The organism is Diaphorobacter sp., assembly GCF_050251835.1.
In the GTDB taxonomy this organism is placed as follows: Bacteria; Pseudomonadota; Gammaproteobacteria; order Burkholderiales; family Burkholderiaceae_C; genus JBFXIE01.
In genome coordinates this window covers 159,023-184,036 of sequence record NZ_JBFWLZ010000001.1, presented here as the reverse complement: position 1 = coordinate 184,036, position 25,014 = coordinate 159,023, and the positions used below count along the sequence as shown (strand labels likewise).

Below are 25,014 nucleotides of genomic sequence, written 5' to 3'. Positions count from 1 at the left end.
CTGGACCGGCGCGGCCTGGACCTGGCGAACGTCATGCTCAACGCCGGCTTGCAGCCGGTGCGCGAGGATGACGAGGTGGCACCGCTCAACAGCTACCTGCGCTGGCTGCCGTGCTGCTACAACCCCGACCAGGATCGGCGCAAGTGGTACACCCAATTGATGTTCGCCCAGCACGCGGCGAACCTGTCTCCGGTGTGGGGCCGCGCTCAGGGTACGGGGCACCCCGGCATCACGATGTTCAACCGCGGCGGCGGCCCCATCACCTTCGACCCGCTCAACCGCCTGGACCGGCAGATGAACGCCCACCTGTTCCTGTTCGGCCCCACCGGCTCCGGCAAGAGCGCCACGCTCAACAACCTCTTGAACCAGGTCACGGCCATCTACCGGCCGCGGCTGTTCATCGTGGAAGCCGGCAACAGCTTCGGCCTGTTCAGCGATTTCGCCAAACGTCTGGGCCTGACCGTGAACCGGGTCAAGCTGGCCCCCGGCTCGGGTATCAGCCTCGCGCCATTCGCAGACGCGCGCCGGCTGATCGAGACGCCCAGCGACGTGCAAACGCTCGACGCCGATGCGCTGGACGAAGACCTGTCGCCGGACACCTCGGCGATGGAAGCCGACGAGCAGCGCGACGTGCTGGGCGAACTGGAGATCACGGCCCGGCTGATGATCACCGGCGGCGAGGACAAGGAGGAAGCCCGGATGACACGGGCCGACCGCTCGCTGATCCGCCAGTGCATCCTCGACGCCGCCGAGCATTGCGTGGCCGAGAAGCGCACGGTGCTTACGCGCGACGTGCGCAACGCACTGCGCACCCGCGGCCAGGACTCGACGCTGCCCGAGATGCGCCGCGTTCGGTTGCTGGAGATGGCGGACGCGATGGACATGTTCTGCCAAGGCACGGACGGCGAGATGTTCGACCGCGATGGCACGCCGTGGCCCGAGGCCGACATCACCCTGGTCGATCTGGCTACATACGCCCGCGAGGGCTACAACGCCCAGCTCTCCATCGCCTACATCAGCCTGATCAGCACGGTGAACAACATCGCCGAGCGCGACCAATACCTGGGACGCCCGATCATCAACGTCACTGACGAAGGGCACATCATCACGAAAAACCCACTGCTCGCGCCCTACATAGTCAAGATCACGAAGATGTGGCGCAAGCTCGGTGCATGGTTCTGGCTCGCGACACAGAACATCGACGATCTGCCACGCGCCGCAGAGCCGATGCTCAACATGATCGAGTGGTGGATCTGCCTGTCGATGCCGCCGGACGAGGTGGAGAAGATCGCCAGGTTCCGCGAACTCTCGCCCGCACAGAAAGCGCTGATGCTGTCGGCGCGCAAAGAAGCGGGCAAGTTCACCGAGGGCGTCATCCTCTCCAAAAGCATGGAAGTGCTGTTCCGTGCCGTGCCGCCGAGTCTGTACCTCGCACTCGCGCAGACCGAGCCCGAGGAGAAGGCCGAGCGCTACCAGCTCATGCAGCAGTACGGCTGCACCGAACTGGAAGCGGCCTTCAAGGTGGCCGAGAAGATCGACCAGGCGCGCGGCATCGATTCGCCAGCCCTGGAACTGCCGTAAGCCGGAGAACGCCATGGAACCGAAACGTCCTTCCATTCCGATGCAGGTTCAGGCGTTCCGCCGCCGCAATCGGCGGCTGCGCTGGCCCTGGGTGTTGGCTGCTGTGCTGGTCGGTCTGCTGATCTGGCTAGTGTTCCGGCCGCCCGGCGAATCCCCGCCGCAGTCGCCCGCTCCGGTCAGCATGACGCAGCCTTCGGGGCCGCCCTGGCAGATGGGCAACCCCGAGGGCCGATTCACGCTGACGTTCTATGCCGACCTGGAATGCCCGTTCTGCCGGGAGTACTTCCCGCAGCTCAAGCGGTGGGTCGGCAACAACACCGACGTCGCACTGCAATGGCATCACCAGCCGCTGGCCGCGCATGAGCCTGCCGCGTCGGCTGAGGCACGTCTGGCCGAATGCGTCGCCGAAGCGGGCGGACATGCCGCGTTCTGGCAAGCCGTCGAATGGGTCTATGCCCATACGCGCAGTGACGGCCAAGGCTTGCCCGATGGGTTGCGCTACCCCGAATCCACGCCAGCCATCGAGCAGTGCATGGCGAGCGAGCGTGCCGACGTGCTCATCCGCGCCCAGGCTGCGGAAGCCACCAAGAGCGGCGTGACCGCCACGCCATCGCTGCGACTGCTCAATCACCAGACAGGCCAGGCCATCCTGCTACAGGGGCCGATCGAGGGCGATGCCTTGCTGTCGGCCATGGACATGCTGGCGGCCGAAGATACGGCCAGCGACGCGGCGGCTTCGCCCGCCACCCCCACATCCGAAATGCCTGCCGACGTTGTCGGCGACATGCCCAGGTAGCCCTCGGTCTTGGAGGCTACGGCGCAGCTTGCCGCGCTGACCGCTACCCGTTGGCTTCGCATCCTGGCTGCGAACAATCACCTCTGCGCGGTGGTGGATGCACCTTGTTCCGCTGTTTCCATCCCCAGGAGGGCTTGCCCTCCCAGGGTGGCGTCCTCCGTTCACATTCTGGAGGTTCGCCATGTCTCTCATCGTCAACGACTCCTGCGTGGAGCCACGTTTTGCTCCAGCGTCCCAATCTGATGATTGGATTATCCGGCAAGCCATCGCGTTGCTGGAGCAACGTGTTTTCAAGGCCGGGCCGATTCTTGACCGGCCACAGGCCGTGAAGGACTACCTGCGCCTGAAACTCGTCGCAGAAGCGAACGAAGTGTTCGCCATCGTGTTCATGAACACTCAGAACCGGGTGTTGGCCTACGAGCCGATGTTCAAAGGCACGCTCGATTCGACAGCGGTTTATCCGCGTGTTGTCGTGCAGCGGGCATTGGAGCTGAATGCCGGCGCGGTGATTTTTTCGCACCAGCATCCCTCGGGATGCACTGAGCCGTCGAGCGCGGATCGCGTTTTGACCGACCGACTGAAGGCTGCGTTGGCGCTCATCGACGTGCGAGTGTTGGACCACATCATCGTCGGCCAAGGCACGCCGTACTCGTTCGCGGAATCCGGTCTGCTGTAGCGACGACATCGGCTTCTTGATCCACCCTCCGCTTTTTCATGGGCGCGAGACAAGCAAGTATGCGGGCAGTGCGCGATGCGCATTGTTTGTTGGGGCCGCATCGGCTTCGCGTTTGACTACTGCCCTGATCAACTTCAAGGGCACGCGACATGCCAGCATCTCTTTCCAGGTTCGCGTCGGGCTGGCGAACCCTCGGCCTGGCCGTTGCGCTGCCGGCAGCCCTGGCCGTTTTCAGCCCGGCCACCTTCGCCGCCGACGTGGTGGTCGTCACCGACAGCCGCCACCCGGTCAAGACCATGGGTGGAGAGCGGCTGATCGAGCTGGACGAAGCCCACAGGATTGAAGCGGAGCTTTCAGCGGCACTGCCCACCAACCCCGAACAGGCCACGGCCATCGTCAAGCACCGGCTCTCCAGCGGCGGTGCCGACATCCAACGCCGCATCGCCTCCGCCTACCAGGGCGTCACAGACGCATGGAGCCTGGGCATCACCAGCCTCCCGGCCGTCGTGGTGGACCAGCGCTACGTGGTCTATGGCGAGCCGGATGTGGCTCGCGCTGTCGCGCGCATCGAGCAGCACCGGAGGACCCAGCCGTTACCCGACCATTCGACCTGATGCGCCGTCTGCGTGCTGGCGTGGCTTCGTTGCTGCTGCTCAGCGCCACGGGCAGCTACGCCCTCAACACTGCCACCATCGTCGGCTCGGTAGCGTCACCCGACTGCCTCGAATACCGCGTCGTTGGCATCTGCTACTGGCTCTACTGCACATGGACCGGCTGTACGGTTCGCACATCGATCAAGGTGCGCCACTACATCCCCGATGCGGTGGTGTCGTCGTACTCGAATACCGGCGAAAACCCCTGGGTCGAAGTCCGGGCAATGAGCACGCCCAACCCGTCCGCCCAAGCGGGCGGCGACGGGACGACGAACGAGGACCACGAAAACAACCTCGCCAAGTTCAAAAACTCGGACGTTATCGGCCACCCCGGCGTCGAGGTGTTCAACCAGTTCGTCTCGTCGTCGGGTTACTTCTGCGAGGGCGCGGGCACGGCGTTCATGCCGTACTTGCTCAGCACCTTGGACACGCTGGCCTGGCGCTACAACTTGCCCGAGATGGCCTACCCGGAAGCGCTGATTCCGGGCCGGCGTGAGGTCGGCGCACGCACCACGATGAACCTGTGGGGCAACGTGTATCCCCGCGGCGGCTTCCTGCACCAGACCGACGACTTCAAGGCCGGTGCAGTGGTGGCCCAGCGTGCGGGCGATGTCGTCACGCGCCGCGGGCAGATCCACGTCTATCAGCCGTTGCTTGCCAACTCCCGCGACGGCTACTGGCCGGCCGGCGCGCTGATGGAGGGCGATGCCTCCACCGGCAAGTGGCAAGAACTCACACCCGTCCTGTCGTCGTCCTGCACGGTCTTTCCGCGCAGCGGCTTCCTTACCCAGGCGCAGCAAGGCGACTACGCATGGGCGCTGTGGCGGCCGTATGCCTGCTGCGAACGCCGGGGCCAGGTGTTCCTGGGCAGCGTCGATTTCCTCTGAGGTAGTGCCATGAAGTTCCGTCCTGCATTCAATCCGTTCTCCCGCCGGGCACGTCGCACGGAGATCGTCCTGGCGCTGGCCGGCGCCCTCGCGCTGGGCAGCGGCGTGGCCTGGGGTCAACTGGGATACCAGACAAGCGGCAGCGTCATCGGCGATGACGTCATGTACTCGATCGGTGGCGGCAACGCCGTGTCGATGGGACGTGCGGCTGGCATGCGCTCCCTCGGTGTTGGCGTGGGCTGGAACAGCAACTTGATCTGCGGTGACATGAGCATCCAGACCACCTTGAGGAACCAACTCAACGGCATCACCAACGGTTTCCAGCAAATCATGTCGTCGGTGATCCAGAGCGCCACCAGTGCGGTGGCATCGTTGCCCGCGCTGATCATCCAGCGGGCCGATCCCGGCCTGTACAACCTGCTCACCAATGGCGTGCTGCAGGCCCGGCTGGATTTCGACCGCTCCAAGCTGACGTGCCGTGCCATGGCAGAGAAGATGGCCGAAACGGCGGGCGGCCAGCTCGGCTGGAGTCAGATGGCCGAAGGCCTGGCGCTGCGCGACGCCGTGTCGAGCACGGATGCGGTCTCGGCCATCGAGCAAGCCGAGACGCGCCGCGGCAATGACGGCGTGCCGTGGGTCGGGGGCAGCAACGCGGGGGGCTCCGGCCAGCCCGCGATCAGGGTCGTCGGCGATGTCACCCGCGCCGGCTACAACCTGGTCAACGGCCGCGGCGTGACTGACACGTCTTCGATCGCCCCGGCCAGTTGTGCCAGCCTTTCGTGCCAGACCTGGACCTCGCCGCAGGCCGCCGTCGAGTGGGCTACGCGCGTGCTCGGCGAGAAGGAGCAGCGCACGTGCGATACCTGCACAAAGACCGAAACGACACCCGGCGTCGGGCTCACGCCGCTGATCCAAGAAGAGTACGACGCCAAACTCCAAGCGCTCCAGGATCTCGTCTCCAAGGCGAGGAATACGACGCCGGAGAACCTGCGCGAGGCTGGCAGTGCGTCGCTGCCGATCACACGCGGCGTGATCGAGGCGCTGCGCGACGAGCCTGACCAGCACCTGCTGTCGCAGCGCCTGGCGTCTGAGGTCGCGCTGGCATCCGTGCTGGAGAAGGCGCTGCTGCTGCAGCGCACGCTGCTCACGGGGAAGAAGGAGCCCAACGTCGCGGCCAACGAGCTTGCCGTGGAGGCCGTGAACCACGAGAGCGACACGCTCGACCGCGAGATTCGCAACCTCAAGACCGAACTGGAACTGCGGCGCGAGCTGGCGAACAACTCGCCCATGGCAATCATCCAGCGCCACGGCACGCGCGCGGCCGGCTCGCGCGGCATCTACGAGGGCGATCCGGTGCCGGATCGTCTCGACCAGCTCCAGAAGGGCAATCCGGGGAGTCGGCCATGAGCCCAGCGCGCATGGCCTGGCGGCCGCTGCGCTGGTTGTTCAGCCGGCGCGCGGCGAAGACGCTGCTGTGGCTGGTGCTGATCGTTGCCGCTGCCGTGGGAGCGAACGTCGCGGGCATCTATCTGGTCGGCAGCGTTGCAGGCTGGGAACGGTGGCTGGCGGCCTCCGCAGGGTATTTCTTCATCTGGCGGCTGTGCGTGTACGCGGCAACGGTCTATGGATGGTTCTGGATGCGCCGCCGAGTGCTGGCCCGCGAAGACCAAAGCGGGACAGATGGGCAGGCGCGGCGCCGGCTGATCCGCACCGAGGTCGCCGGCGTCGTCGCCATCGTCGCGCTGGAAACCAGCCTGTTGATGCAGGCCGCTTGAGGGGAGATCGGGGCCATGACGCTCTTCACGACCGACTATCTGGAGTACTACCTCACCCTCGTGTCCTGGATCGTCAACAACGGCATTGGGGCCGTGCTGGTGTCCAGCGGGGTGTTTGCGCTGCCTTTCGTCGCCATCGTCGTGCAGGAGTGGCTGAAGGCCCGTGCGGAAGGCGCTGACGAGGGCAACAAAGGCGTCCTGAGCGCCGCCCGTATCGAGAACCGGGTGTTCGTCGCGATCGTGGTGGTGATGTTCGCGGGCATTCCGTTCATCGACGTGGACCTCAGCACCATCCAGTACGACAGCTCGCGCTCGGCACAATGCCAAGTCAGCGTGCCGCAGCCCACGGAAACCGGCTGGTCGCAGTCTTTCAGCACCATCAACAACCAGTCGGCGAAGGTGCCGGTCTGGTGGGCCTTCATGCACGCGCTCTCGCGCGCCGTCACGAGCGCCTCGGTGGCTGCGATCCCGTGCGGTACGGACCTGCGGCAGATGAGGATGGAGATCGACGCGACGCGCATTGACGACCCGGTACTGGCTCAGGAGGTCGCGGACTTCTCGCGGGATTGCTATGGGCCTGCGCGGGCCAAATTGTTCATGCAGCGCCCGGATCTCGATGAGCAGCAGATGCACGACGTGACCTGGATCGGCTCGCGCTTTTTCACGGACACGGGTGGCTACTACGATAGCTATCGCTCCAGTACGGCGCGCGAGGCCTGGCCCTACGACGACACCCGCGATGCTGGCCTCGCGCAGGTTGCCAATGGTGGCGGCTATCCGACTTGCAGGCAGTGGTGGTCGGACGGCAGCAACGGCCTGCGGGCACGCCTGCTGGGTCAGGTGGACCCGAGCCTGCTGAATCGCCTGGCGGGCTGGGCCGGGTTCCTGAGCCGGGCCGAGGTGGACGATTCGGTGATCCGCGCCATCGCGTCACCGCGGCAGCAGAAACTGAACCAGGGCAGCGTCTATACGGACTACGGCGGCCAGATCGACAAGACCCTGCCGAACATCGTGACGCGGGCCACAGGCGACGTCGGGATGGCAGTCGGCGCGATTGCTGCGTTTCCCGCCATGGATGTCGTGCGCCAATCCCTGCCCATGATCCTCGCCTTGCTGAAGATGGCGCTGGTCATCTGCATCCCGCTCGTGCTGGTTGTGGGCACCTATGACCTGAAGACGGTCGTCACCGTCAGCGTCGTGCAGTTCGCGCTGTTCTTCACGGATTTCTGGTTCCAGCTCGCACGCTGGATCGATTCGACGATTCTGGACGCGCTTTATGGCTGGGGCTTTGGCTGGAATCGGCCGCACACCAACTTTGACCCGCTGGTGGGGTTGAACAACGCCTTCGGCGACATGCTCCTGATGTTCGTCATGGGCACGATGTTCCTGGTTCTGCCGGGATTCTGGCTGGCGAGCCTTACCTGGGTTGGGATTCGGGCCGGGCACGTCATCCAGGGGCTTTCCGATGGCAGCAAGAGCGCCGGCCAAGCTGGCGGCAAGGGTGCCGGGGCGCTCACGGGAGGAAAGCTGAAATAGCGCGAGGCCGGTCAGTCGTCGGTGTACAACTCGTGCGACGTGTCGTTGTACAGGTTGGGATCGTAGCCCGGCGTCTTGCGCAGCTCGGTGAGGTCGGTGAAAGGCCACTCGTCTTCATCCGAAGTATTGGCAGCAGCAGCCCATCCCGCCGCCGCAACGCCCAGCAGCACGAGTGCGAACCAAAACGCAACGTAGAGCAGCACCCCCAGTACAGCCAGCTTGGCTACCCGCACGAGCGCGGTAGCGCCAGCTCGCGGCATGCCCTTGGACACCAACCAGTTCGACGCCCGCCGTTCGCCGCGCGCATAGGCACGCCATCCGCGGCCAAAGGCGCGGCCGAAGCGTTCTGCGGTGCTGGTGCGGGTCGTTGTGTTCATGGTCGTCTCCTGCTGCTGAGGAATGCCTATTCCGGTTTGCTCCACTTCATTCGGTTTGCTGCTTCAGGGTACTTCGTCATCCGGCACCACCGGGCCGGGGTCGGGTTCGACGCCGATACGGTAGGTGGCAACGAAACGCGGCCAGTCCACATGGTCAACCAGGTCGATGTCCTCGATGACGCTGATCCTCGTTCCGGCCCGCTCGAACAGGGCGATGCTCGCGGCGGGATAGTTGTTGCGCGAGGGGTAGAGCACCCCATCGAACAACGGCTGGCCGTCGTTTCCGAGCATCGCATGCACCTGTGCGGACACCTGCTGCGTGTGCGTGTAGTCGCGGCTGGCCAACTGCTCCAGGTTCAGGCCGAAGTAGCCCGCCATGACGCCCGGCGCCGTGAGATCGGCCAGAAGCACATCGTCCATCACGCCTACTGCGCGCACCATCCTGGCCCGGACTTCTTTCAGCGCGATCGAGCGTTGCGTGTCCGCAAGCCACTGGTGCTTGTGAAACACCGACTCCATCAGCGCCGTGGGCAGGTCACGTCCCAGGTAGAGCACGCCGTAGGCCCGCGCCGGATCATCGTAGCGATTCGTGCCGCTGCGGCCATAGTACAGCGGGCTGCCCCGATAGACGACGCGGCTCACATGCTGGAGCAGTTCACCGGCATCGATCAGCAACGGAGGCAGCTCGTGGCTCATGGCGATCTTGCTTCAATGCACCTGGACGCCCAGCACGTTGAACACGACCTCGGCCACGTCATCGATCGTGCCATGCGTCACCGCATCCACCGGCGAGCGGCCGCCCAAGCCTTCGAGCGGTTCGGACAGCGCGCGGTAGATCGTCCAGTGGTCGATGCCCTCGACCTCCTGGAGCACGGTTTGGGTCAACTGCTGCTTCACCGGGTCGAGCTGCCAGTCGGGCAGCTTCTGGCCGCGCGGCCCCACGTTCAGCGCCAGCAGCCGACGGGCGAGGATGTCCTTGTAGATTTGCTGGCGCGACTTGTCCGCCAGCTTGGCGAACTCGGCAGGCGGCAGGTTGTCCGGCTGGTTGAAGGCTTCCAACAGCACGGCGCGGCCTCGCTGGACATCGGTTTCATTCGGTGCCCAGCGCGTGTCGGAGCGCAACGCGGCCGCCTTGCGCTGCAAGGCCTGCACCACCGTTTCACCTTCCAGGTTGGCAGGCAGCGTCACCGCCTCGACGCGCTCGTGGATGAACGCCTGCAACTCGGCCGCGAAAGCCGGGGCATCCCGGATTTCGACGGTATCGGCGAAGCGTCGCACATCCTCCACCGTGACGCGCGGCAGCCGGTCGGCAATGAATTCGATCGCAGTGGGCATGGTCAGCTCCCAGGTAGGTTTGAGACAGGGTTCACTATAGTCTCCTTTGTCGCGTTTGTCAACTTAGTCGCCCGAGTGGGAGCCTACCTGGCGGTGTAGCGTCCCGGCAGCATAGGCCGAGGCCAGCGCCAGGTCGCCGTCCAATCCATTCGTGCGGGTTCCACATTGACGCTGGAGCCGCAGCCCAGGCCCCGCTATACCGAAACGGTTAAAAGCCAAAGGGTCGAAACGGCAAGGGAATGGGGTGCAAGGGGAAAGGCCCTACCTCGAAAAGGCAAAAAGGCCTCCCGCCCGGCCCGCGATCAGGACACCGACATGCTCTCCCTGTTCCAGCGAAAACGCCCTCCAGTCGCTGCAGCACCGTTGCCGGCCCCCGCCACTAACCTCCCGAAAGGGCTGATGTGGCCGGAGTCGGCCGCATCGCTGCTGGGCACCCCGCGCCGGCAGAAGCTGATGGAACACATCTGGCAGCGCACCTCGCTTTCGCGCCAGCAGTTCGCCACTCTCTACCGTGCTCCCCTGGAGCGCTACGCCGAGCTGGTGCAGACCTTTCCTGCTTCCGAAGCACATCACCACGCATACCTGGGCGGCATGCTCGACCATGGTCTGGAAATCGTCGCCTACAGCCTGAAACTGCGGCAGTCCCATCTGCTGCCCATCGGCGCCAGTCCCGAAGACCAGGCCGCGCAGTCCGAAGCCTGGACTGCGGCCGTCGCCTATGCCGCGTTGTTCCACGACATCGGCAAGGTGGCGGTCGATCTGCACGTCGAGCTGGCCGACGGCGGCACCTGGCACCCGTGGCACGGCCCCCTGCGTCAGCCGTACCGCTTTCGCTACCGCGACGATCGCGAGTACCGGCTCCACAGCGCCGCGACAGGCTTGCTCTACCGGCAACTGCTCGATCGCGATCTGCTGGACTGGCTCAGCGGCTATCCGTCCCTGTGGGCGCCGCTGCTCTACGTCCTGGCCGGGCAGTACGAGCACGCCGGGGTGCTGGGCGAGCTGGTCGTGCAGGCCGACCGCGCCTCCGTCGCCCAGGAGCTGGGCGGCGATCCCGCGCGCGCCATGGCCGCGCCCAAGCACTCGCTCCAACGCAAGCTGGTCGACGGGCTGCGCTACCTGCTGAAGGAAGAGCTGAAGCTGAACCAGCCCGAAGCCTCCGATGGCTGGCTCACCGAGGACGCGCTGTGGCTGGTGAGCAAGACGGTATCGGACAAGCTGCGCGCGCACCTGCTGTCCCAGGGTGTCGATGGCATCCCTGCGAACAACACCGCGGTGTTCAATGTGCTCCAGGACCACGGCATGTTGCAGCCGACGCTCGACGGCAAGGCCATCTGGCGCGCGACCGTAACCAGTTCGACCGGCTGGTCCCACTCGTTCACCCTGTTGCGGCTGTCACCTGCGCTGATTTGGGAGCCTGGCGAGCGGCCGGTGCCGTTCGCCGGGACGGTGGCGATCGACACGGCTTCTGCGGACAAAGCGGCCGATACGTCGCTCCCACCCCCCACGGCTGATGCGAAGGCCGCCTCGGCAAGCCAAGAGGCGCTGCCATGGGAAGAAGCTGGAAGCACCGCTTCTATTCATCCGCCCAAGCCTCAGGTCATGTCCGACGTCGTCGAGGACATGCTGGCGATGGTGGGAATGGCCTCTGCGCAGGATGTGGAAACTGCCTCACACGATGCGCCCGACATGCGCCCCGACGTGCCCGAGTCAGCCTCGGTAGCGGCGCTGCCTTCGTCACAAACGCCAGCGCCCGCGCTTTCGGCGACGAAGCCTTCGGGCGAGCACTTCATGGCGTGGCTGCGAAAGGGCATCGCTTCGCGGCGCCTCATCATCAACGACGCGAAGGCGCTGGTGCATTCGGTGAGCGATACCGCGTACTTGGTCAGTCCCGGCGTGTTCCAACGGTATGCGCAGGAACATCCACAGGTAAGTGCGCTGGCCAAACAGGAGGAGCAGTCGGATTGGCAATGGGTGCAAAAGCGATTCGAACGATTGCAACTGCATCGCAAGCAACCCAATGGCCTGAACATCTGGATCTGTGATGTGGCTGGACCAAGGAAGGCGCGCCGCCTCCATGGCTACCTTCTAACAGACCCTCTGCAACTGTTCCAGAACCCGCCGCCGAACAATCCGTATCTTTCTCTTGTTCAAGCGAACCACGACCAGTGAAAGTGGATTCGCCCGGTGCAGCCGCCAACGTTGCTCAGCTCAACTGGGCACACCCGCATGCAACCAGCGCGGAATCTGGAGCGGACTTAGCCTCGGCCCAGACGGCGCAACACCAACAAGATACCGGGGTTGCTCGGCGCCTTGTCTCAGCGTCGAACGTTCCGATCCTGCTCCATGTTTACCGCCTAAACAAGGCGGCTCAGGGAATTTATCGCCAAATTTACGGAGCGCGCTCGTCCTCCAACGTAGCATTTCCACCTGTTGCCTAGTTTTTTTGTGCAGTTCCATCGCTGCAGTTGGGAGCAGAGAGGTCGTATGAGCGGCAGGTTGATTGTGCTTTCAAACCGTCTGGCGGATCTACACACTCCAGATGCAGGTGGACTTTCCGTAGCCTTGGGCAAGCTTCTTCGAGAGCATGGTGGATTATGGCTCGGATGGAGCGGGCTGATCACAGCGGAGACAAATGGAGAAAACCGAGTTGAGCGCTCCATTGATGGGAATGTTGAATATCTCTGCGTCAACTTCAGCCAAAAAGAACACGATGGCTACTACAAAAACTATGCCAATGGTCAGCTGTGGCCGTTGCTGCATCAGCGCGTTGATTTGGCAGAATTCGATGGATCAGGCGAGTTGATTTATCGAGCGGTCAATAAGCGATTCGCCAATACACTTACTTCCATCCTTGACGACGACGATATCGTCTGGGTTCATGACTATTATTTCATCACGTTGGCGGAGGAACTGCGCGCGGCCGGAGTCATGAATCGTATCGGCTTTTTTTTCCATACCCCACTACCGCCCTCTGCAACGCTGGCAGCACTGCCGAATCACGAATCGCTTTTTAGCGCGCTGTTTGCCTATGATTTGGTCGGATTTCAGTCGCACGAAGACAAGGAAAACTTTTTATCCTACGTTCGGACCTATTTTGGAGACCAGGCTGTTGAGGGCTCCGTGGTCACACGGCGCGGGAGAACTTTGGTCGACGTCTTCCCTCTCGGGATAGATGTGGAAAACTTCCGAGCATTCGCGCAATCCCAGGGTTCACAAGAGGCTTTGCAAAGAATTCAGCAGGAGTACTCAAGACGCAAACTCCTCATCGGTATCGACCCCTTGGACTACGCCAAAGGCATTCCTCATCGAGTTCGAGGTTTTGGTGAGTTCTTAAATAAGTTTCCTGAGTTCCGTTCTTGCGCCACCTTGATTCAGGTCGCATTCCCCGCAAGCGACGAAACCAATTCTTGCACCGATATGCAAAGTGAAATTGAATCTTTGTGCGGCGCGCTCAACGGGGACATAGGGGAACTGAATTGGGCGCCTGTTCGCTACATCCACAGGACGCTGAGCCGCGAGGAACTTGCCGGACTCTATCAAGCAGCGCAGGTTGCGCTCGTAACCCCGCTTAGAGACGGCGTGAGTTTGGTGGCAAAAGAGTTTGTCGCGGCACAGAACCCCGATGCCCCCGGGGTTCTGGTTCTCTCGAAGTTTACGGGGGATGCCGAACAAATGCCGGCTGCCCTGGCTGTCAACCCCTACGACAAGGAGTCCATGGCCTATGTCATGCACCGCGCTCTCACCATGCCTCTTGCTGAGCGACAAGAGCGGCACCGAGCGTTGATGGAAACAATTAGTCGGTATGACGCACGCTGGTTGTGCGACCGGTTTCTGCGAGCATTGAGTCGGCCTGACCCAGCCCCGCAGCCGAAGATAAAAAATCTTCTAAGCAAGGTTTTGCGGCACCGCGAAACGGATTCTGGTCGATTCTGATGAGCGCGGCAGCTGCGTTCTTCTGGACTCTTGCCGGGGTGCACGTGCTCCTTGCCATGCGAATCCAAGTGAGGGCTGCGGTGCTTCGATCACAAAACGGGCTCAGGCACGCCAATAGCCAGCGTAAGGATAGTTGGCTATCGACGGCCCTTATGCTCGCTGCGATTCTATTTGACGAGACATCTTTGGCAGGATGGGCCTACCTCAAAATCAAGGAATTCATGGTTTCCTCGTTTGGCAACATGCCGAACGTGACGGGCGTCATCTATCTGTTGGGCACCATCACCATGGCTTGGCTCATCAAGCGCGCGATACAGCGGTTAAACCTACCGCCCGCCCAGTGGTAAGAATGCCGATCAGCACTCGACGATATGCGACTCACCCAGCTCTTTTGTCATGACAGTGAGCGTCAATCCGGGGATGTAGTTGCACAGATGATGCGTGACTCGATAGCCCCTCGCCAAGTAAATCCGAGCCGTCTTCCTCGATAGCGTTTCAATCTGAGATTCGACGCAACCTCCATCCCTTGCCGCGGATTCGACCGCTTGAAGCAAATTGGAACCGATGCCCTGGCCGCGAAATCGGCTGTCCACCCACAGGTACTCGACGTACAAGCGGTCTTTCTCGATACGGCCGCACACTCCGCCCACGAGCGTATCTTTAATGCGGGCGCTGAGGCCAATGGCCCGCGGCATACCCACGCCTACCGGCGCGCGGTCATGGCGAAGGACTTCATTCACGATGTGCTGCCGCTCATCGACCGACAACGATTTCGAATACTCTATATGCATAACTTCATGCGCGACACACGAATGACTGGATGGCTCTGTTGCCAACTCAACGCATTCAGATCCGCTCCTTACCGACGAACCTCAATCCGACACCCGGCTCTGTCACGATGTATGTTGGCGCCGATGCGTCGTCCCCCAGCTTGTTTCGCAACTTCCCCACGAGAATCCGCAGGTAGTGCGCATCTTCCTCGTGGGTCGGGCCCCACACCTCTTTCAAAAGCTGAGGCTGTGGCACCAGACGGCCTGCTTGCTCGACCAGGAGGGCCAGCAACGCGAACTCCTTACGGGTGAGGGTGACGACCTGCCCCTGGAGCTTTACCTCGCGCTGGGAAAGGTCGATGTGCAGATTCCCGTCATCGTAGATGGGCCCTGTCTCGCTACGCAGTCCACTCACCCTGAGAAACGCGCGAATGCGTGCCATGAGTTCCTCGATCCCGAAGGGCTTGGTCACATAGTCATTGGCACCGGCGTCGAGCAACGCGACTTTCCCCTCCTCGTCCGAGCGAACGGTCAGGACGATGACCGGGACCCGTGACCACCGACGCAGCTCTTTGAGAACATCCTCGCCATCGCGATCTGGAAGTCCGAGGTCCAGCACCACGATGTCAGCCCCTTTCCCCGCGAGCATGCTCAAGCCTTCCTGGCCAGTCGCAGCCAGCAACGTGAGATAGCCTTGCGATCGAAGACTGATGTCGATGAATTTGCGAATATGCGGCTCGTCGTCGATCACAAGAACGCGCGGCGCGGGCGCGGAATCGATAGCTGCACTCATGGTCTCATTCCTCGCTCGGCTGCTCGCCCATGGGCAACGTCAGCCGAATCAATGTGCCTCGTCCCTGCGGACCGGGCAACGCTTCTACTTTTCCCATATGGGCACCCACGATGCCCTGCACAATCGTCAGGCCAAGGCCCGTCCCCTGTTTTCCGCGATCACCGCGCTCCATGCTGTAGAACATGTCGAAGATCCTGCGTCGCTCGTCCTCCGGGATACCTGGCCCGCGGTCCGAAATGTCGATGCGCACTGCGTTGCCATCAGCTGGCCTGGCTTGAACACTGATCGGTTCGCCCGGTGGGGAAAACTTGGCGGCGTTCTCCATGACATTGAAGATGGCCTGTTCGATCAATGCCGGATGAACATGGATCAGGCCGATTTCGGGATCGATGTCGCTCTCCACCTTCACTGTCGGCTCATAGCGCTGCAGACGCCGCGAGGCAGAACCGATCAACTCATCCACGCCAATCCAGTCGCGCGACAGGGTGAGGCCCTGCTGGCCCAGCCGGGTCATGTCCAGCAGGTTTTGAATGTAGCGATCCAGTCGCTCACCCTCGACGCTGATGGTTTCCAGCAGACTTTGGCGATCTTCTGAACTCATATCCTTGCCATAACGGGACAGGCTATCGGCCGCACCGATCATGGAAGAGAGTGGTGAGCGCAAGTCGTGGGACACCGACGACAGCAAGGCCGAGCGCAACCGCTCCGTCTCGCCCGTCACTCGGGCCACCTCAAGTTCCGAGACCAGCCGGGCGCGCAGCGCTGCCTGACCGATGTCTTCCGTCATGCTTTCGGCCAGACGCCGCTGCTCGAATGAGAGCCGCCCCATCGCCGAAGGAAATCGCAATCCCACGACGCCGATGGTGTCCTGATCGGAACGGATCGGCAGGAACCACCAAGCGGAATTGGTCAGGGTGTCCGTATAACGGCCACTGGCCTGGCCATGCTGCTGAGACCAGTCGGCAGCGACCATATCTTTCTCTGACAGTTCGCCTTGGACTGCGGTTGGACCAGATTCGCCATTGATACGCAGCCAAGCCTGGGCGTTCAAACTCGACTGGAGCACGGAGGAACTGGCGGAGATGACCTGCCCAAGATCGGCCGCCTTGGACAATTGCCGGGCCATATTCTGCATGGCCGTCGCATGAGTGTTCGCGGCGCGCAACGAGATCACCTGCATTCTCAACCGCGAAGCCAATCGTCCGGCGATCAAGGCGGCGGTCATGAAGAGCAGCACGGTGGCCACACCTCGCTGCGCGCTGATGAACAATGTAAAGCGCGGTTCGATGAACAGAAAGTCATACGCAACGAAGCACAGTACCGCGGTGATGACCGCTGCGACCATGCGCGTCCTCGAAGCCACCAGCAAGACGGCGACCAGGAACACCGTGGAAAGATCCTCCAGCCCTACGAAGCGCTCTGCGATGAACGCCGCAATCACGGCCCCGACGGTGGCCAGCAGGATCAGCCCAGGTTCGCCCTTGGCCAAACGCTCCCCCCTCAAATCGTAGAGTCCCCGGGATTTCTGCCTCGCTTGCGGCGTGCTGACAATGGTGAGTTCGTAGCGAGCCCCCCTTTGCAGCAGCTGTTGAGTCAGCGTTCGATTGAAAATTCTCGCGATGGGGCGCTCGCGCGTGCGACCGATCACAATGGACCGAGCACCTCGCGCAGCTGCGGCATCCAGCAGCCCCTGCGTGATGTCCGTGTTTCGCAGCAACTCTGTCTCCCCACCCAGGCTTCGAGCCAGAGCAAAGGCCTTGTCGAGTTCCATCTGGCGCTGCTGCTCGGAGCGTGCCATCGAATTGAACTGTGATGAAGCCCGGTCGAGGTCCTCGGCATGAAGCGCAGCTTCAGCCGAATGACCCGTGTCCACCGACACCACAGACCAAGGCGCGCCGCGGCGCTCAGCGATCCGCGCGCCGGCGCGCACCAGATACTCCGATTGGCCTTTACCATCGATGGCAATGAGCACATGACGCTGGATGCCAACGCCGGACAGACCGCGAGCTGTTTGCTTTTCACGCAGATCGGCATCCACGTGTTCAGCAACGGTCTGCATGGCCAGTTCGCGAAGCGCTGTGAGGTTGGAAGGCGAGAAGAATCCCTGAAGCGCCTGCATCGCCTGCTCAGGGAGATAAACCTTGCCTTGGTTGAGACGTTCGATCAGCTCCTGTGCTGGGAGGTCAACCAGCCGGATGTCCCGCAGGCGCTCGAATACCGAATCCGGAACTGTTTCGCTGACGCGAATTCCAGTGATCTGATGCACCACGTCATTCAAACTCTCCAGGTGCTGAATGTTGACCGTGGTATAGACGTCGATGCCCGCGTCCAGGAGTTCCTCGACATCCTGCCAGCGACGTTCATGGCGACTGCCGGGCGCATTGCGATGCGCCAATTCGTCCACAAGGGCGATGGCGGGCTTGCGCGCCAGGAGACCATCGAGGTCCATCTCTTCGAGCGTTCGCCCCTGATACTCGACCTTTTTTCGTGCCAGATGGGGCAAGCCATCCGCCATTGCCTGCGTCTCACCGCGGCCATGTGTCTCAACGATACCGATGAGCACGTCAACGCCCTGGCGATGCAGGTCTCGCGCACGCGCCAGCATGGCGTAGGTCTTCCCTACACCAGGGGCAGCGCCCAGGAAAACAGTCAGTCTGCCGGCAGCCTGGCGCCGTAGTTCTCCAACGAGGGCGTCAGCTTTTTCTGTATTCTCAGACCCCATGGCTACCTTTTCAATTCACTGTGCATTCAGAACGGTAAGTCGGAAGTTCGCGGTGTGCAAGCAAGGCCGCGATTTAAGGCTGGTGCCATGCGCGGGCGGCCAAAGCAGCCGAGGGCATCGGCTGAAACAGCAGGATCACTTCCCGCCTGTGACCCCGTCCCAGTAACAGCGCGAAATCCAAGGCGCGAACTCCGCTGATGACAATCCGCATGGGTTGCCGAAATCCAGCACAGAACATGCGGACCACCGCCCGACCCACGGTGTTGGCGGGAAAGAACGATTGGAACAAGCGCCCGCCAGGCCTGCTGTTCGTCGTGACGGCAATGCGATCGACCTCGCAGGCGATGCCCACGCACATCACCGATGATCCCTCATACCCTGAGCCATCATCGGTATGGGCTCCTTGCTGTGCTCTTCTCAATGTGGCCAGTTCGCAATGACTTCCATGACTTGACCCGGTTCCTCGCATGTGTGCAGCGCCTTTCTGAACGCCTTCTCCGAAAAAAGTGAAGCGACGTGAGCAAGCACGTCCAGATGCTCCTGCGTCGCGGGCGCAGGCACCATCAGCGCCACGATGTCCGAAACCGGCTCACCGTCGGGACTGTCGAACACGAGCGCCGGAGCCAACCTGAGGTAGAGCAGACGAATCCGCTCCAGCTCGTTCACACGGGCATGCGGAATCGCTACGCCACAACCAAGTGCCGTTGATCCAGCCGCTTCACGGCGATGGAGTGCCGATGCAACCGACTCCGCCGATATCCCATGAAGGGCCTGCATGTGCTGACCGATGGCCTCGAAGACTTCGCGCTTGCTCGCGGCCTTGAGGCCCAACAGGATGTCTCTTTCATCCAGGTGCTTGCTCAACGTGCTCATGCGCCTCCCGTTCTTATCGTTGAGGAACCGCCGATTCGCTCTGTGCCCCCGCCGCAGGGGTGGCCGGGGCCGCCTTGTGCGCATCCAGAGCGAGATTGAGCTTCAGTACGTTGACCCGTGCCTGCCCCAGCACACCGAGTTGTTTGTTCTCCGTGTATTGGACGACGAGCCCTTCGACAATGCTCGGCTCCAGGCCGCGCGCACGAGCCACCCGCGCGACCTGGACCGAGGCACCTTCGGGGCTGACGTGCGGGTCGATGCCTCCTCCAGACTGGGTGATCAGGTCGTTCGGCACCGCGGATGGCTCGATGCCCTCACGCTGGGCGACGGCCGCGCGCGTTTCTTCCAGGCGCTTGCGCATGTCTGGGTTGGTCCGCGCCTGGTTGCTGCCAGCCAGTGACATCGTGTTGTAGCTGGCGGCAGAGGGGCGTGGCTGGAAGTACCGCTCGCTGACGAAGGGCTGGGCTACCAGTTCGGAGCCAATCACCTTGCCATCGAGTTCGACGATGCTGCCGTTGGCGGTTGAGGGAAACAGCGCCTGCCCGATGCCAACGCCGGCGAGCGAGTAGAGAAAGCCGAAGCCAGCCAGGGAGAGAACCGTCAACCCGATAGCGCCACGCCAGACCCCACGGTCTGCTACCGGTGTGTCATCAGGACGGCCCTTGTGTGCCCGAGAAGTGAGAGAAGTTGTCATGGTCATGGGAAGTTCCTCAGACGTTGAACAAGGCCGACAGAATCACGTCGATGAGCTTGATCGCGATGAATGGAAGCACCACGCCACCCACGCCGTAGATCAGCATGTTGTTGCGCAGCAGATGGGTGGCGCTGGCCGGCTTGAAGCGAACACCACGCAATGCCAGCGGAATCAGCGCGGGAATGATGAGCGCGTTGAAGATCAGCGCCGACAGCACGGCACTGGTCGGGCTCGTCAGGTTCATCACGTTGAGCGCCGCCATCGACGGAATGGCCGCAGCGAACAGCGCCGGCAGGATGGCGAAGTACTTCGACACGTCATTGGCCAGCGAGAACGTCGTCAGCGCACCGCGTGTGATGAGCTGCTGCTTGCCGATCTCGACCACCGCGAGCAACTTGGCCGGGTCGGAGTCCAGATCGACCATGTTGCCGGCTTCCTTGGCGGCCTGCGTGCCGGAGTTCATGGCCAGACCCACGTCGGCCTGGGCCAGCGCCGGTGCGTCGTTGGTGCCATCACCCACCATCGCCACGAGGCGTCCGCCAGCCTGCTCCGCGCGGATACGGGCGAGTTTGTCTTCCGGCTTTGCCTCGGCGATGTAGTCGTCCACGCCGGCATCGGCGGCGATGTTGGCTGCGGTCAGTTTGTTGTCGCCGGTGATCATGACGGTCTTTACCCCCATCTCGCGCAGGCGGGCAAAGCGTTCCTTGATGCCGCGCTTGATGACGTCTGACAGTTCGATGACGCCGAGCACGTGCCTGCCGTCGCTCACCACCAGAGGCGTTGCCCCCTTGCGAGCGACATCATTGACACGCGCTTCGAGTTCGGCCGGAACGTGGCCGTCCAGCGACTTGACATGCTTGATGATGGCGTCGATGGCCCCCTTGCGGATCACACGCTCACCCGGCAGGTCCACACCTGACATCCGGGTTTGCGCGGTAAAGGCCACGAAGTGCGCCTGTTCCGGATCGACGAGCTTCTCACCCTTCTCGCGAGCGAGCTTGACGATCGACTTGCCTTCCGGCGTGGGATCGGCCAGCGAGGCCAGCAGAGCGGCCTGACGCAGCTGGGTGCCGTCCACACCTGCAAGCGCATGGAACGCCGTGGCCTGACGATCGCCGTAGGTGATCGTGCCCGTCTTGTCCAGGAGCAACACGTCCACATCGCCTGCCACCTCCACGGCTTTACCGGACTTGGCCAGCACGTTGGCCTTGAGCGCGCGGTTCATGCCTGCGATGCCAATGGCAGGCAACAGGCCGCCAATGGTCGTGGGGATGAGGCAGACCAGCAGCGCCACCAGCAGCACCACGTTGATCTCGACGCCGACGAAACCGCCGATAAAGGGCAGCGTGACGACCACGATCAAGAAGGTCAGGGTCAGGACGGCGAGCACGATGCCCAGGGCGATTTCGTTGGGCGTTTTTTGCCGATTGGAGCCTTCGACCAGCGAGATCATGCGGTCCAGGAAGCTGTGGCCCGGCTCTGCCGTGACGCGCACGACGATGCGGTCGGACAGCACCTTGGTGCCGCCGATCACGCCGGAGCGGTCAGTGCCGGCTTCACGCAGCACCGGCGCCGATTCGCCGGTCACGGCCGCCTCGTTGATGGTCGCCACGCCTTCGACGATTTCACCGTCGGCTGGCACCAGTTGGCCTTCCTCCACGACCACCAGATCGTCGGGCCGAAGCTCGGTAGCAGGCACCGTGGTTTCCTTGCCCGCCTTGTCGAGCCGACGGGCGACCAAATCCTTGCGCGCACGGCGCAAAGAGGCCGCCTGACCGCGCCCACGCGCCTCGGCGACGGCTTCGGCGAAGTTCGCGAACAGAACGGTCACCAGCAGGATCAGCGTCACGGACCAGCCGAAGCCGGCGGTCGTCCATCCTGCGAGGGTAGCAATGGCCGTCAAGACCGTACCGAGCCAGACGACGGCCATCACGGGATTCTTCACGGCGTGCTGGGGCGCCAGCTTCTTGAATGAATCGATGAGCGCAGGCTTGAAGCTGTGGCCTTCGGTCACCGGGGCGTTTGCATGTGTGGTACTCATTTTCAGATTCCCTTTACCGAGCCAGCAGTTCGGTCAGCAGCAAATGGTCAGCCACAGGGCCAAGGACCAGCACTGGCATGAACTGCAACAGCGTGAGGATGATGACGATGCCAATCAGCGTCAGAGCGAATGTCGGCGTCTCGACGTGCAAGGTGCCGGAGCCTTCCGGTGCGCGCCGCTTGGATGCCAGCATCGCGGAGATGGCCAGCGGGATCACCAGCGAGGGGAAGCGCCCCAGGGCCAGCACGATCGCGCAGCTCACGTTCCACCACACCGTGGCGTCACCCAGGCCCTCGAAGCCCGATCCGTTGTTGGCGAAAGCCGAGACGTATTCGTAGAAGACTTGGCTGATTCCGTGAAAGCCGGGATTCGAGTTCCCTGTAATACTGGGGATAGCCAGCGTGATCGCGGTAAAGCCAAGGATCACGAGCGGCTGCAGCAGCACCAGAATCGCCAGCAGTTTGACTTCCGGCCCCTCGATCTTTCGGCCAAACAATTCCGGCGTGCGGCCGGTCATCAGGCCGGCCAGGAAGACCGCCAACATCAGGTAGACCAGGAACTGCATCAGGCCGCAGCCCACACCGCCCCAGATGGCGTTGATCAGCATGTTGATCATCGACATCATGCCGGTGAGCGGCGCCGAGGAATCCAGCATCAAATTGACCGAGCCATTGTTGATCTGCGTTGTGGTGGATGCCCACAAGGCCGATGCTTCAGCACCCAGCCGAACCTCCTTGCCTTCCATCAGCGCGACATCCAGCGTGGTCGCGGAATTGTTCTCCGACCACAGGCTGATGCCAGCCGTCAGCACCGACATGGTGAGCATCGTGCCGAGGACCATCGCGCCGAACTTGCGCCGGCCCGTGAACGGCGCCACCATGAAAATGATCGAGACCGGGATAAGGGCAATCGCAAACACTTCGAGGAAGTTGCTCAGCGGTGTCGGGTTCTCCAGCGGAACCGTGCTGTTGGGGCCGTACCAGCCACCGCCGTTGCTGCCCAATTGCTTGATGGCCACCATCGGGGAGACCGGGCCCAGCGGGATCTTTTGTTCCTTGAACTCGGCCGTGGCCTCCACTGGACTTGCGACGGGGCCGGCGGCCAGCGTCGCTGGAACGCCTTGCCAGGTCAGGAGCGCCGACAATACCAGGCACAGCGGAAGCACGAAGCGCAGCGTTGCCCGCGTCACGTCGGCCCAGTAGTTGCCGACATCAACGACGACCTTGGCATCTGTCGCTTTGACTTGGGCGGAATCCTGCGACATGGCCTGCCGGCCACCGAACAAACCGCGCAGCGTGGCCGCCACCATCGCCAAGCCCATGACAGGCGTGACGACCTGCAGGCCGACGATGCCGGTCATCTGCGACAGGTAGGACAGTTGTGCTTGGCCCGAGTAGTGCTGCTGGTTGGTGTTCGTGAGGAACGAAACCATGGTGTGCAGGGCCAGGTCCCAGCTCATGTTCGGCACGCCGTCCGGGTTGAGCGGAAGCCAGGCCTGCGTCATGAAGATCACCCACACCACAATTGCGAGTAGCAGGTTGGACAGCAGGAATGCGCCCGCATACCCACGCCAGCTCATGCCGACATGAGGGCGGGTGCCAAGCGCTGCATAAATGGGGCGCTCGATCCATGAGAACAGCGCATCGCTGCGCATGGGGGCGCCACGCATGACCGCGGCAAGATAGCGCCCCAAAGGCCAGCCCACAACGAGGAGCAGGGAAAGTAGGAGAAGTGGCTCAACCATGATTTGATACTCCGTGGATGCCAGCGAGGCGTGAGGTCAAAGACATGGGGAACTCCTAGAAGGACGCCTGCAGCGCAAATTCCGCGCGCGAGCCAGCCATGCCGGGGAACAACTGCTTGGTCGCCGAGTCGGTGCCATGCAAGGTCAGGCGAGCCTCGAAGGGCGCCTTGAACGCCCAGACGACGCCAATGGAGCCGTGGGTGTAGCTCTTCGCATAGGTGCTATCGAGGAAGTAGCGCGCCAGGGTTCCCTCGACCCGCCATGTGTCGTTGATCGGGTAGCGCGCACCTACGAGTGCATAGGTGCCGGTGGTCTTGCTTGCCATGGCGTTCGTGGAATGCCCCACGGCGACCCAGTAGTTGTCGCGCCAGGTCACGGCGGCATTGACCTCGTTCCAGTTCAGGTTCACATCGGAGCCCGGGTACTGGTAGCGCAGGTAGTAGACGTCGAGCGCCCAGTCCTGGGCGACTTTGCCGCTCCAGCCCAGCGCAATGTCGAACTCACTCGACGCGCCGTTGTCGGGCTTGAACTTGACGTTCGAACCCCACACCGAGGCATAGAGACCGGACTCGTGGGCGTACTTGAACGACCCTTGAATGGCGGGCTTCTCGCGGGTCTGGGAAGACCCTCGCCACACGTAGTCGGAAGTCAAGGCCACGCTGCCAGTGACTTGTGCGGTTGCTACAGACGGCAGCGTAGCAACCATGACACCGCCGCATACCGCAGCGACGCCCGCCAGGGACTTGAAGATTTGAGCGCGCATGTTCTTTTTCGCAATCGAATGGCGAAATTGCCATGCAGCAGTATTCGCCTAAGTCCTTGGTCGCGTCATAACTTCTGCGTAAATTTGATGAGGGGTGCCGCTTGAGAAGCCCTGCGGCAGGGAGTCAGTGTTACGGGAACGCCTCGCGGCACCGCCTACAGGGCGAGACTTTATGCCGAATTTACGACGCTCTTGACCGCCGCGGCGTATGGTTTAGGTGACTATCAAGGACCATCGGACGCCCCCCCAGTGCCTCAATTCCTCCAGGACATTACCTTTGTAGCCGTCGTCGTCGTCGGGTTCATCGCGTTCTTCCGCTTGGCCAACCGCGTCGAGAAATGGCGCGCGAACCGATCAGCGCCCAAGCATTTGGAATCTCATCGTGTTGAATGAGTTTCTACACTTCATGCTGGCTATTCTCGCCATTGTGGTTCCGCTGCTTCTTGCATGGGTGCTCATTGAGTACCCCACGCGCCGCAAGCGAAGTTCGAGTTCTTCACAAAGCAGATGACAAAAACCCGCATTAGGCTGGCCGACCACCAGGATATCGAGCAGCTCATAGAGCTTGAAGAACAATCGTTCGCTTTTGATCGAATATCGCGAAGAAGCTGGCGCGCCCTATCAAAGAGTGCCTCGGCCATTGTACTGGTGGCAGAGGCAGGCGCCATGGTCGTAGGTAGTGCGGTAATTCTCATGCGCAAGCGATCTCAGATTGCTCGCCTTTATTCGATTGCCGTCAAGAGCGGCTGCCAACGCTCCGGAATCGGCCACCTTCTCACAAATGAAGTTTCCCGCGCAGCAACGGCGCACGGTTGCACCGAAGTGCGTCTGGAAAGTCGCATTGACAATGTGCGCGCGCACGCGCTATTTCGCGCACTAGGCTACACGCCATTTGGTGCTCCAATCCGCAATTACTACGCCGATGGCGCGAGTGCCATCCGTTTTCGCAAGCAGTTGCGTCCTGATATCGCCACGAAAGCGGCCGTCAGGAAAGCGGACAATTCAAACATCGACTGGAACCAGGCGCCGCCTGGTTAGGCCACGCAGTTCGAGCGCCCCCCA

General features: G+C 62.4%; 23 protein-coding genes. 12 read left to right on the top strand and 11 right to left on the bottom strand.

Annotation, left to right across the window (positions count from 1 at the left end):
- From AB7E35_RS00900 to AB7E35_RS00865, 8 genes are all read left to right on the top strand, one after another.
- Window positions 1–1,581, top strand: a 1,581-nt coding sequence (locus tag AB7E35_RS00900; protein ID WP_428166900.1) for a conjugative transfer ATPase, incomplete at its 5' end; no start/stop codon positions are given.
- A 13-nt stretch (window positions 1,582–1,594) separates the two neighbouring features.
- Window positions 1,595–2,377: a DsbA family protein gene (locus tag AB7E35_RS00895; RefSeq protein ID WP_072294563.1), complete on the top strand. Its 783-nt coding sequence runs from the start codon at window positions 1,595–1,597 to the stop codon at window positions 2,375–2,377.
- Window positions 2,378–2,558: 181 nt separating this feature from the next.
- Entirely contained in the window at window positions 2,559–3,053 is a 495-nt protein-coding gene (gene radC / locus AB7E35_RS00890; RefSeq protein WP_428166899.1) for a RadC family protein, read from the top strand.
- A 149-nt stretch (window positions 3,054–3,202) separates the two neighbouring features.
- Window positions 3,203–3,667: a TIGR03757 family integrating conjugative element protein gene (locus AB7E35_RS00885; protein ID WP_428166898.1), complete on the top strand. Its 465-nt coding sequence runs from the start codon at window positions 3,203–3,205 to the stop codon at window positions 3,665–3,667.
- Window positions 3,667–4,593 (top strand): TIGR03756 family integrating conjugative element protein, encoded by a 927-nt coding sequence (locus AB7E35_RS00880; RefSeq protein ID WP_218184871.1) that lies wholly within the window; start codon window positions 3,667–3,669, stop codon window positions 4,591–4,593. The genes AB7E35_RS00885 and AB7E35_RS00880 overlap by 1 nt, the downstream gene beginning before the upstream one ends.
- A 9-nt stretch (window positions 4,594–4,602) precedes the next feature.
- Window positions 4,603–6,000, top strand: a complete 1,398-nt coding sequence (locus AB7E35_RS00875; protein WP_072294941.1) for an integrating conjugative element protein — start codon at window positions 4,603–4,605, stop codon at window positions 5,998–6,000.
- A complete protein-coding gene (locus AB7E35_RS00870) occupies window positions 5,997–6,368 on the top strand; it encodes a hypothetical protein (RefSeq protein ID WP_072294940.1) in 372 nt (123 codons plus the stop codon). Before AB7E35_RS00875 ends, AB7E35_RS00870 begins: the two co-directional genes overlap by 4 nt.
- A gap of 15 nt (window positions 6,369–6,383) precedes the next feature.
- The gene (locus AB7E35_RS00865) at window positions 6,384–7,904 is read left to right on the top strand and encodes a conjugal transfer protein TraG N-terminal domain-containing protein (protein WP_072294939.1); all 1,521 of its coding nucleotides are present in this window, start codon (window positions 6,384–6,386) and stop codon (window positions 7,902–7,904) included.
- An 11-nt stretch (window positions 7,905–7,915) separates the two neighbouring features.
- On the opposite strand, the gene AB7E35_RS00860 is transcribed toward AB7E35_RS00865, so the two are convergent.
- The 3 genes from AB7E35_RS00860 to AB7E35_RS00850 all read right to left on the bottom strand — a co-directional run bounded on the left by AB7E35_RS00860 (window position 7,916) and on the right by AB7E35_RS00850 (window position 9,616).
- Window positions 7,916–8,281, bottom strand: a complete 366-nt coding sequence (locus tag AB7E35_RS00860) for a DUF3742 family protein (RefSeq protein ID WP_428166897.1) — start codon at window positions 8,279–8,281, stop codon at window positions 7,916–7,918.
- A gap of 63 nt (window positions 8,282–8,344) precedes the next feature.
- Window positions 8,345–8,977, bottom strand: coding sequence for an RES family NAD+ phosphorylase (locus tag AB7E35_RS00855; RefSeq protein ID WP_072294937.1), 633 nt, complete (start codon window positions 8,975–8,977; stop codon window positions 8,345–8,347).
- Between the two features lie 12 nt (window positions 8,978–8,989).
- Window positions 8,990–9,616, bottom strand: coding sequence for an integrase (locus AB7E35_RS00850; RefSeq protein ID WP_072294936.1), 627 nt, complete (start codon window positions 9,614–9,616; stop codon window positions 8,990–8,992).
- 315 nt (window positions 9,617–9,931) lie between these two features.
- Between AB7E35_RS00850 and mobH the strand changes: the two genes are divergently transcribed.
- From mobH to AB7E35_RS00835, 3 genes are all read left to right on the top strand, one after another.
- Window positions 9,932–11,788 carry a MobH family relaxase gene (gene mobH / locus AB7E35_RS00845; RefSeq protein ID WP_072294935.1) on the top strand — a complete coding sequence of 619 codons (1,857 nt, stop codon included), beginning with the start codon at window positions 9,932–9,934 and terminating at the stop codon, window positions 11,786–11,788.
- 315 nt (window positions 11,789–12,103) lie between these two features.
- Window positions 12,104–13,552, top strand: a complete 1,449-nt coding sequence (locus tag AB7E35_RS00840; RefSeq protein WP_072294934.1) for an alpha,alpha-trehalose-phosphate synthase (UDP-forming) — start codon at window positions 12,104–12,106, stop codon at window positions 13,550–13,552.
- Between the two features lie 152 nt (window positions 13,553–13,704).
- Complete coding sequence (locus AB7E35_RS00835; RefSeq protein ID WP_428166896.1) at window positions 13,705–13,899, top strand: hypothetical protein; 195 nt, start codon at window positions 13,705–13,707, stop codon at window positions 13,897–13,899.
- Window positions 13,900–13,908: 9 nt separating this feature from the next.
- Here the strand turns inward: AB7E35_RS00835 and AB7E35_RS00830 are convergent, their stop codons facing one another.
- The 8 genes from AB7E35_RS00830 to AB7E35_RS00795 form a co-directional block, all read right to left on the bottom strand.
- Window positions 13,909–14,292 (bottom strand): GNAT family N-acetyltransferase, encoded by a 384-nt coding sequence (locus AB7E35_RS00830; RefSeq protein ID WP_193753905.1) that lies wholly within the window; start codon window positions 14,290–14,292, stop codon window positions 13,909–13,911.
- A gap of 106 nt (window positions 14,293–14,398) precedes the next feature.
- A complete protein-coding gene (locus AB7E35_RS00825; RefSeq protein WP_072294932.1) occupies window positions 14,399–15,115 on the bottom strand; it encodes a response regulator in 717 nt (238 codons plus the stop codon).
- A gap of 4 nt (window positions 15,116–15,119) precedes the next feature.
- Window positions 15,120–17,837: a sensor histidine kinase KdpD gene (locus AB7E35_RS00820; protein WP_320378035.1), complete on the bottom strand. Its 2,718-nt coding sequence runs from the start codon at window positions 17,835–17,837 to the stop codon at window positions 15,120–15,122.
- 417 nt (window positions 17,838–18,254) lie between these two features.
- The gene (locus AB7E35_RS00815; RefSeq protein ID WP_072294998.1) at window positions 18,255–18,710 is read right to left on the bottom strand and encodes a PTS sugar transporter subunit IIA; all 456 of its coding nucleotides are present in this window, start codon (window positions 18,708–18,710) and stop codon (window positions 18,255–18,257) included.
- 13 nt (window positions 18,711–18,723) lie between these two features.
- Entirely contained in the window at window positions 18,724–19,410 is a 687-nt protein-coding gene (gene kdpC, locus AB7E35_RS00810) for a potassium-transporting ATPase subunit KdpC (protein WP_083566462.1), read from the bottom strand.
- A 10-nt stretch (window positions 19,411–19,420) separates the two neighbouring features.
- The gene (gene kdpB, locus AB7E35_RS00805) at window positions 19,421–21,445 is read right to left on the bottom strand and encodes a potassium-transporting ATPase subunit KdpB (protein WP_072294997.1); all 2,025 of its coding nucleotides are present in this window, start codon (window positions 21,443–21,445) and stop codon (window positions 19,421–19,423) included.
- A gap of 13 nt (window positions 21,446–21,458) precedes the next feature.
- Window positions 21,459–23,189 carry a potassium-transporting ATPase subunit KdpA gene (gene kdpA, locus AB7E35_RS00800; protein ID WP_072294996.1) on the bottom strand — a complete coding sequence of 577 codons (1,731 nt, stop codon included), beginning with the start codon at window positions 23,187–23,189 and terminating at the stop codon, window positions 21,459–21,461.
- Window positions 23,190–23,244: 55 nt separating this feature from the next.
- Window positions 23,245–23,952 (bottom strand): TorF family putative porin, encoded by a 708-nt coding sequence (locus AB7E35_RS00795; RefSeq protein ID WP_320378036.1) that lies wholly within the window; start codon window positions 23,950–23,952, stop codon window positions 23,245–23,247.
- Between the two features lie 507 nt (window positions 23,953–24,459).
- On the opposite strand from AB7E35_RS00795, the gene AB7E35_RS00790 reads away from it, so the two are divergent.
- Window positions 24,460–24,990: a GNAT family N-acetyltransferase gene (locus AB7E35_RS00790; protein WP_072293018.1), complete on the top strand. Its 531-nt coding sequence runs from the start codon at window positions 24,460–24,462 to the stop codon at window positions 24,988–24,990.
- Window positions 24,991–25,014 lie beyond the last annotated feature (24 nt).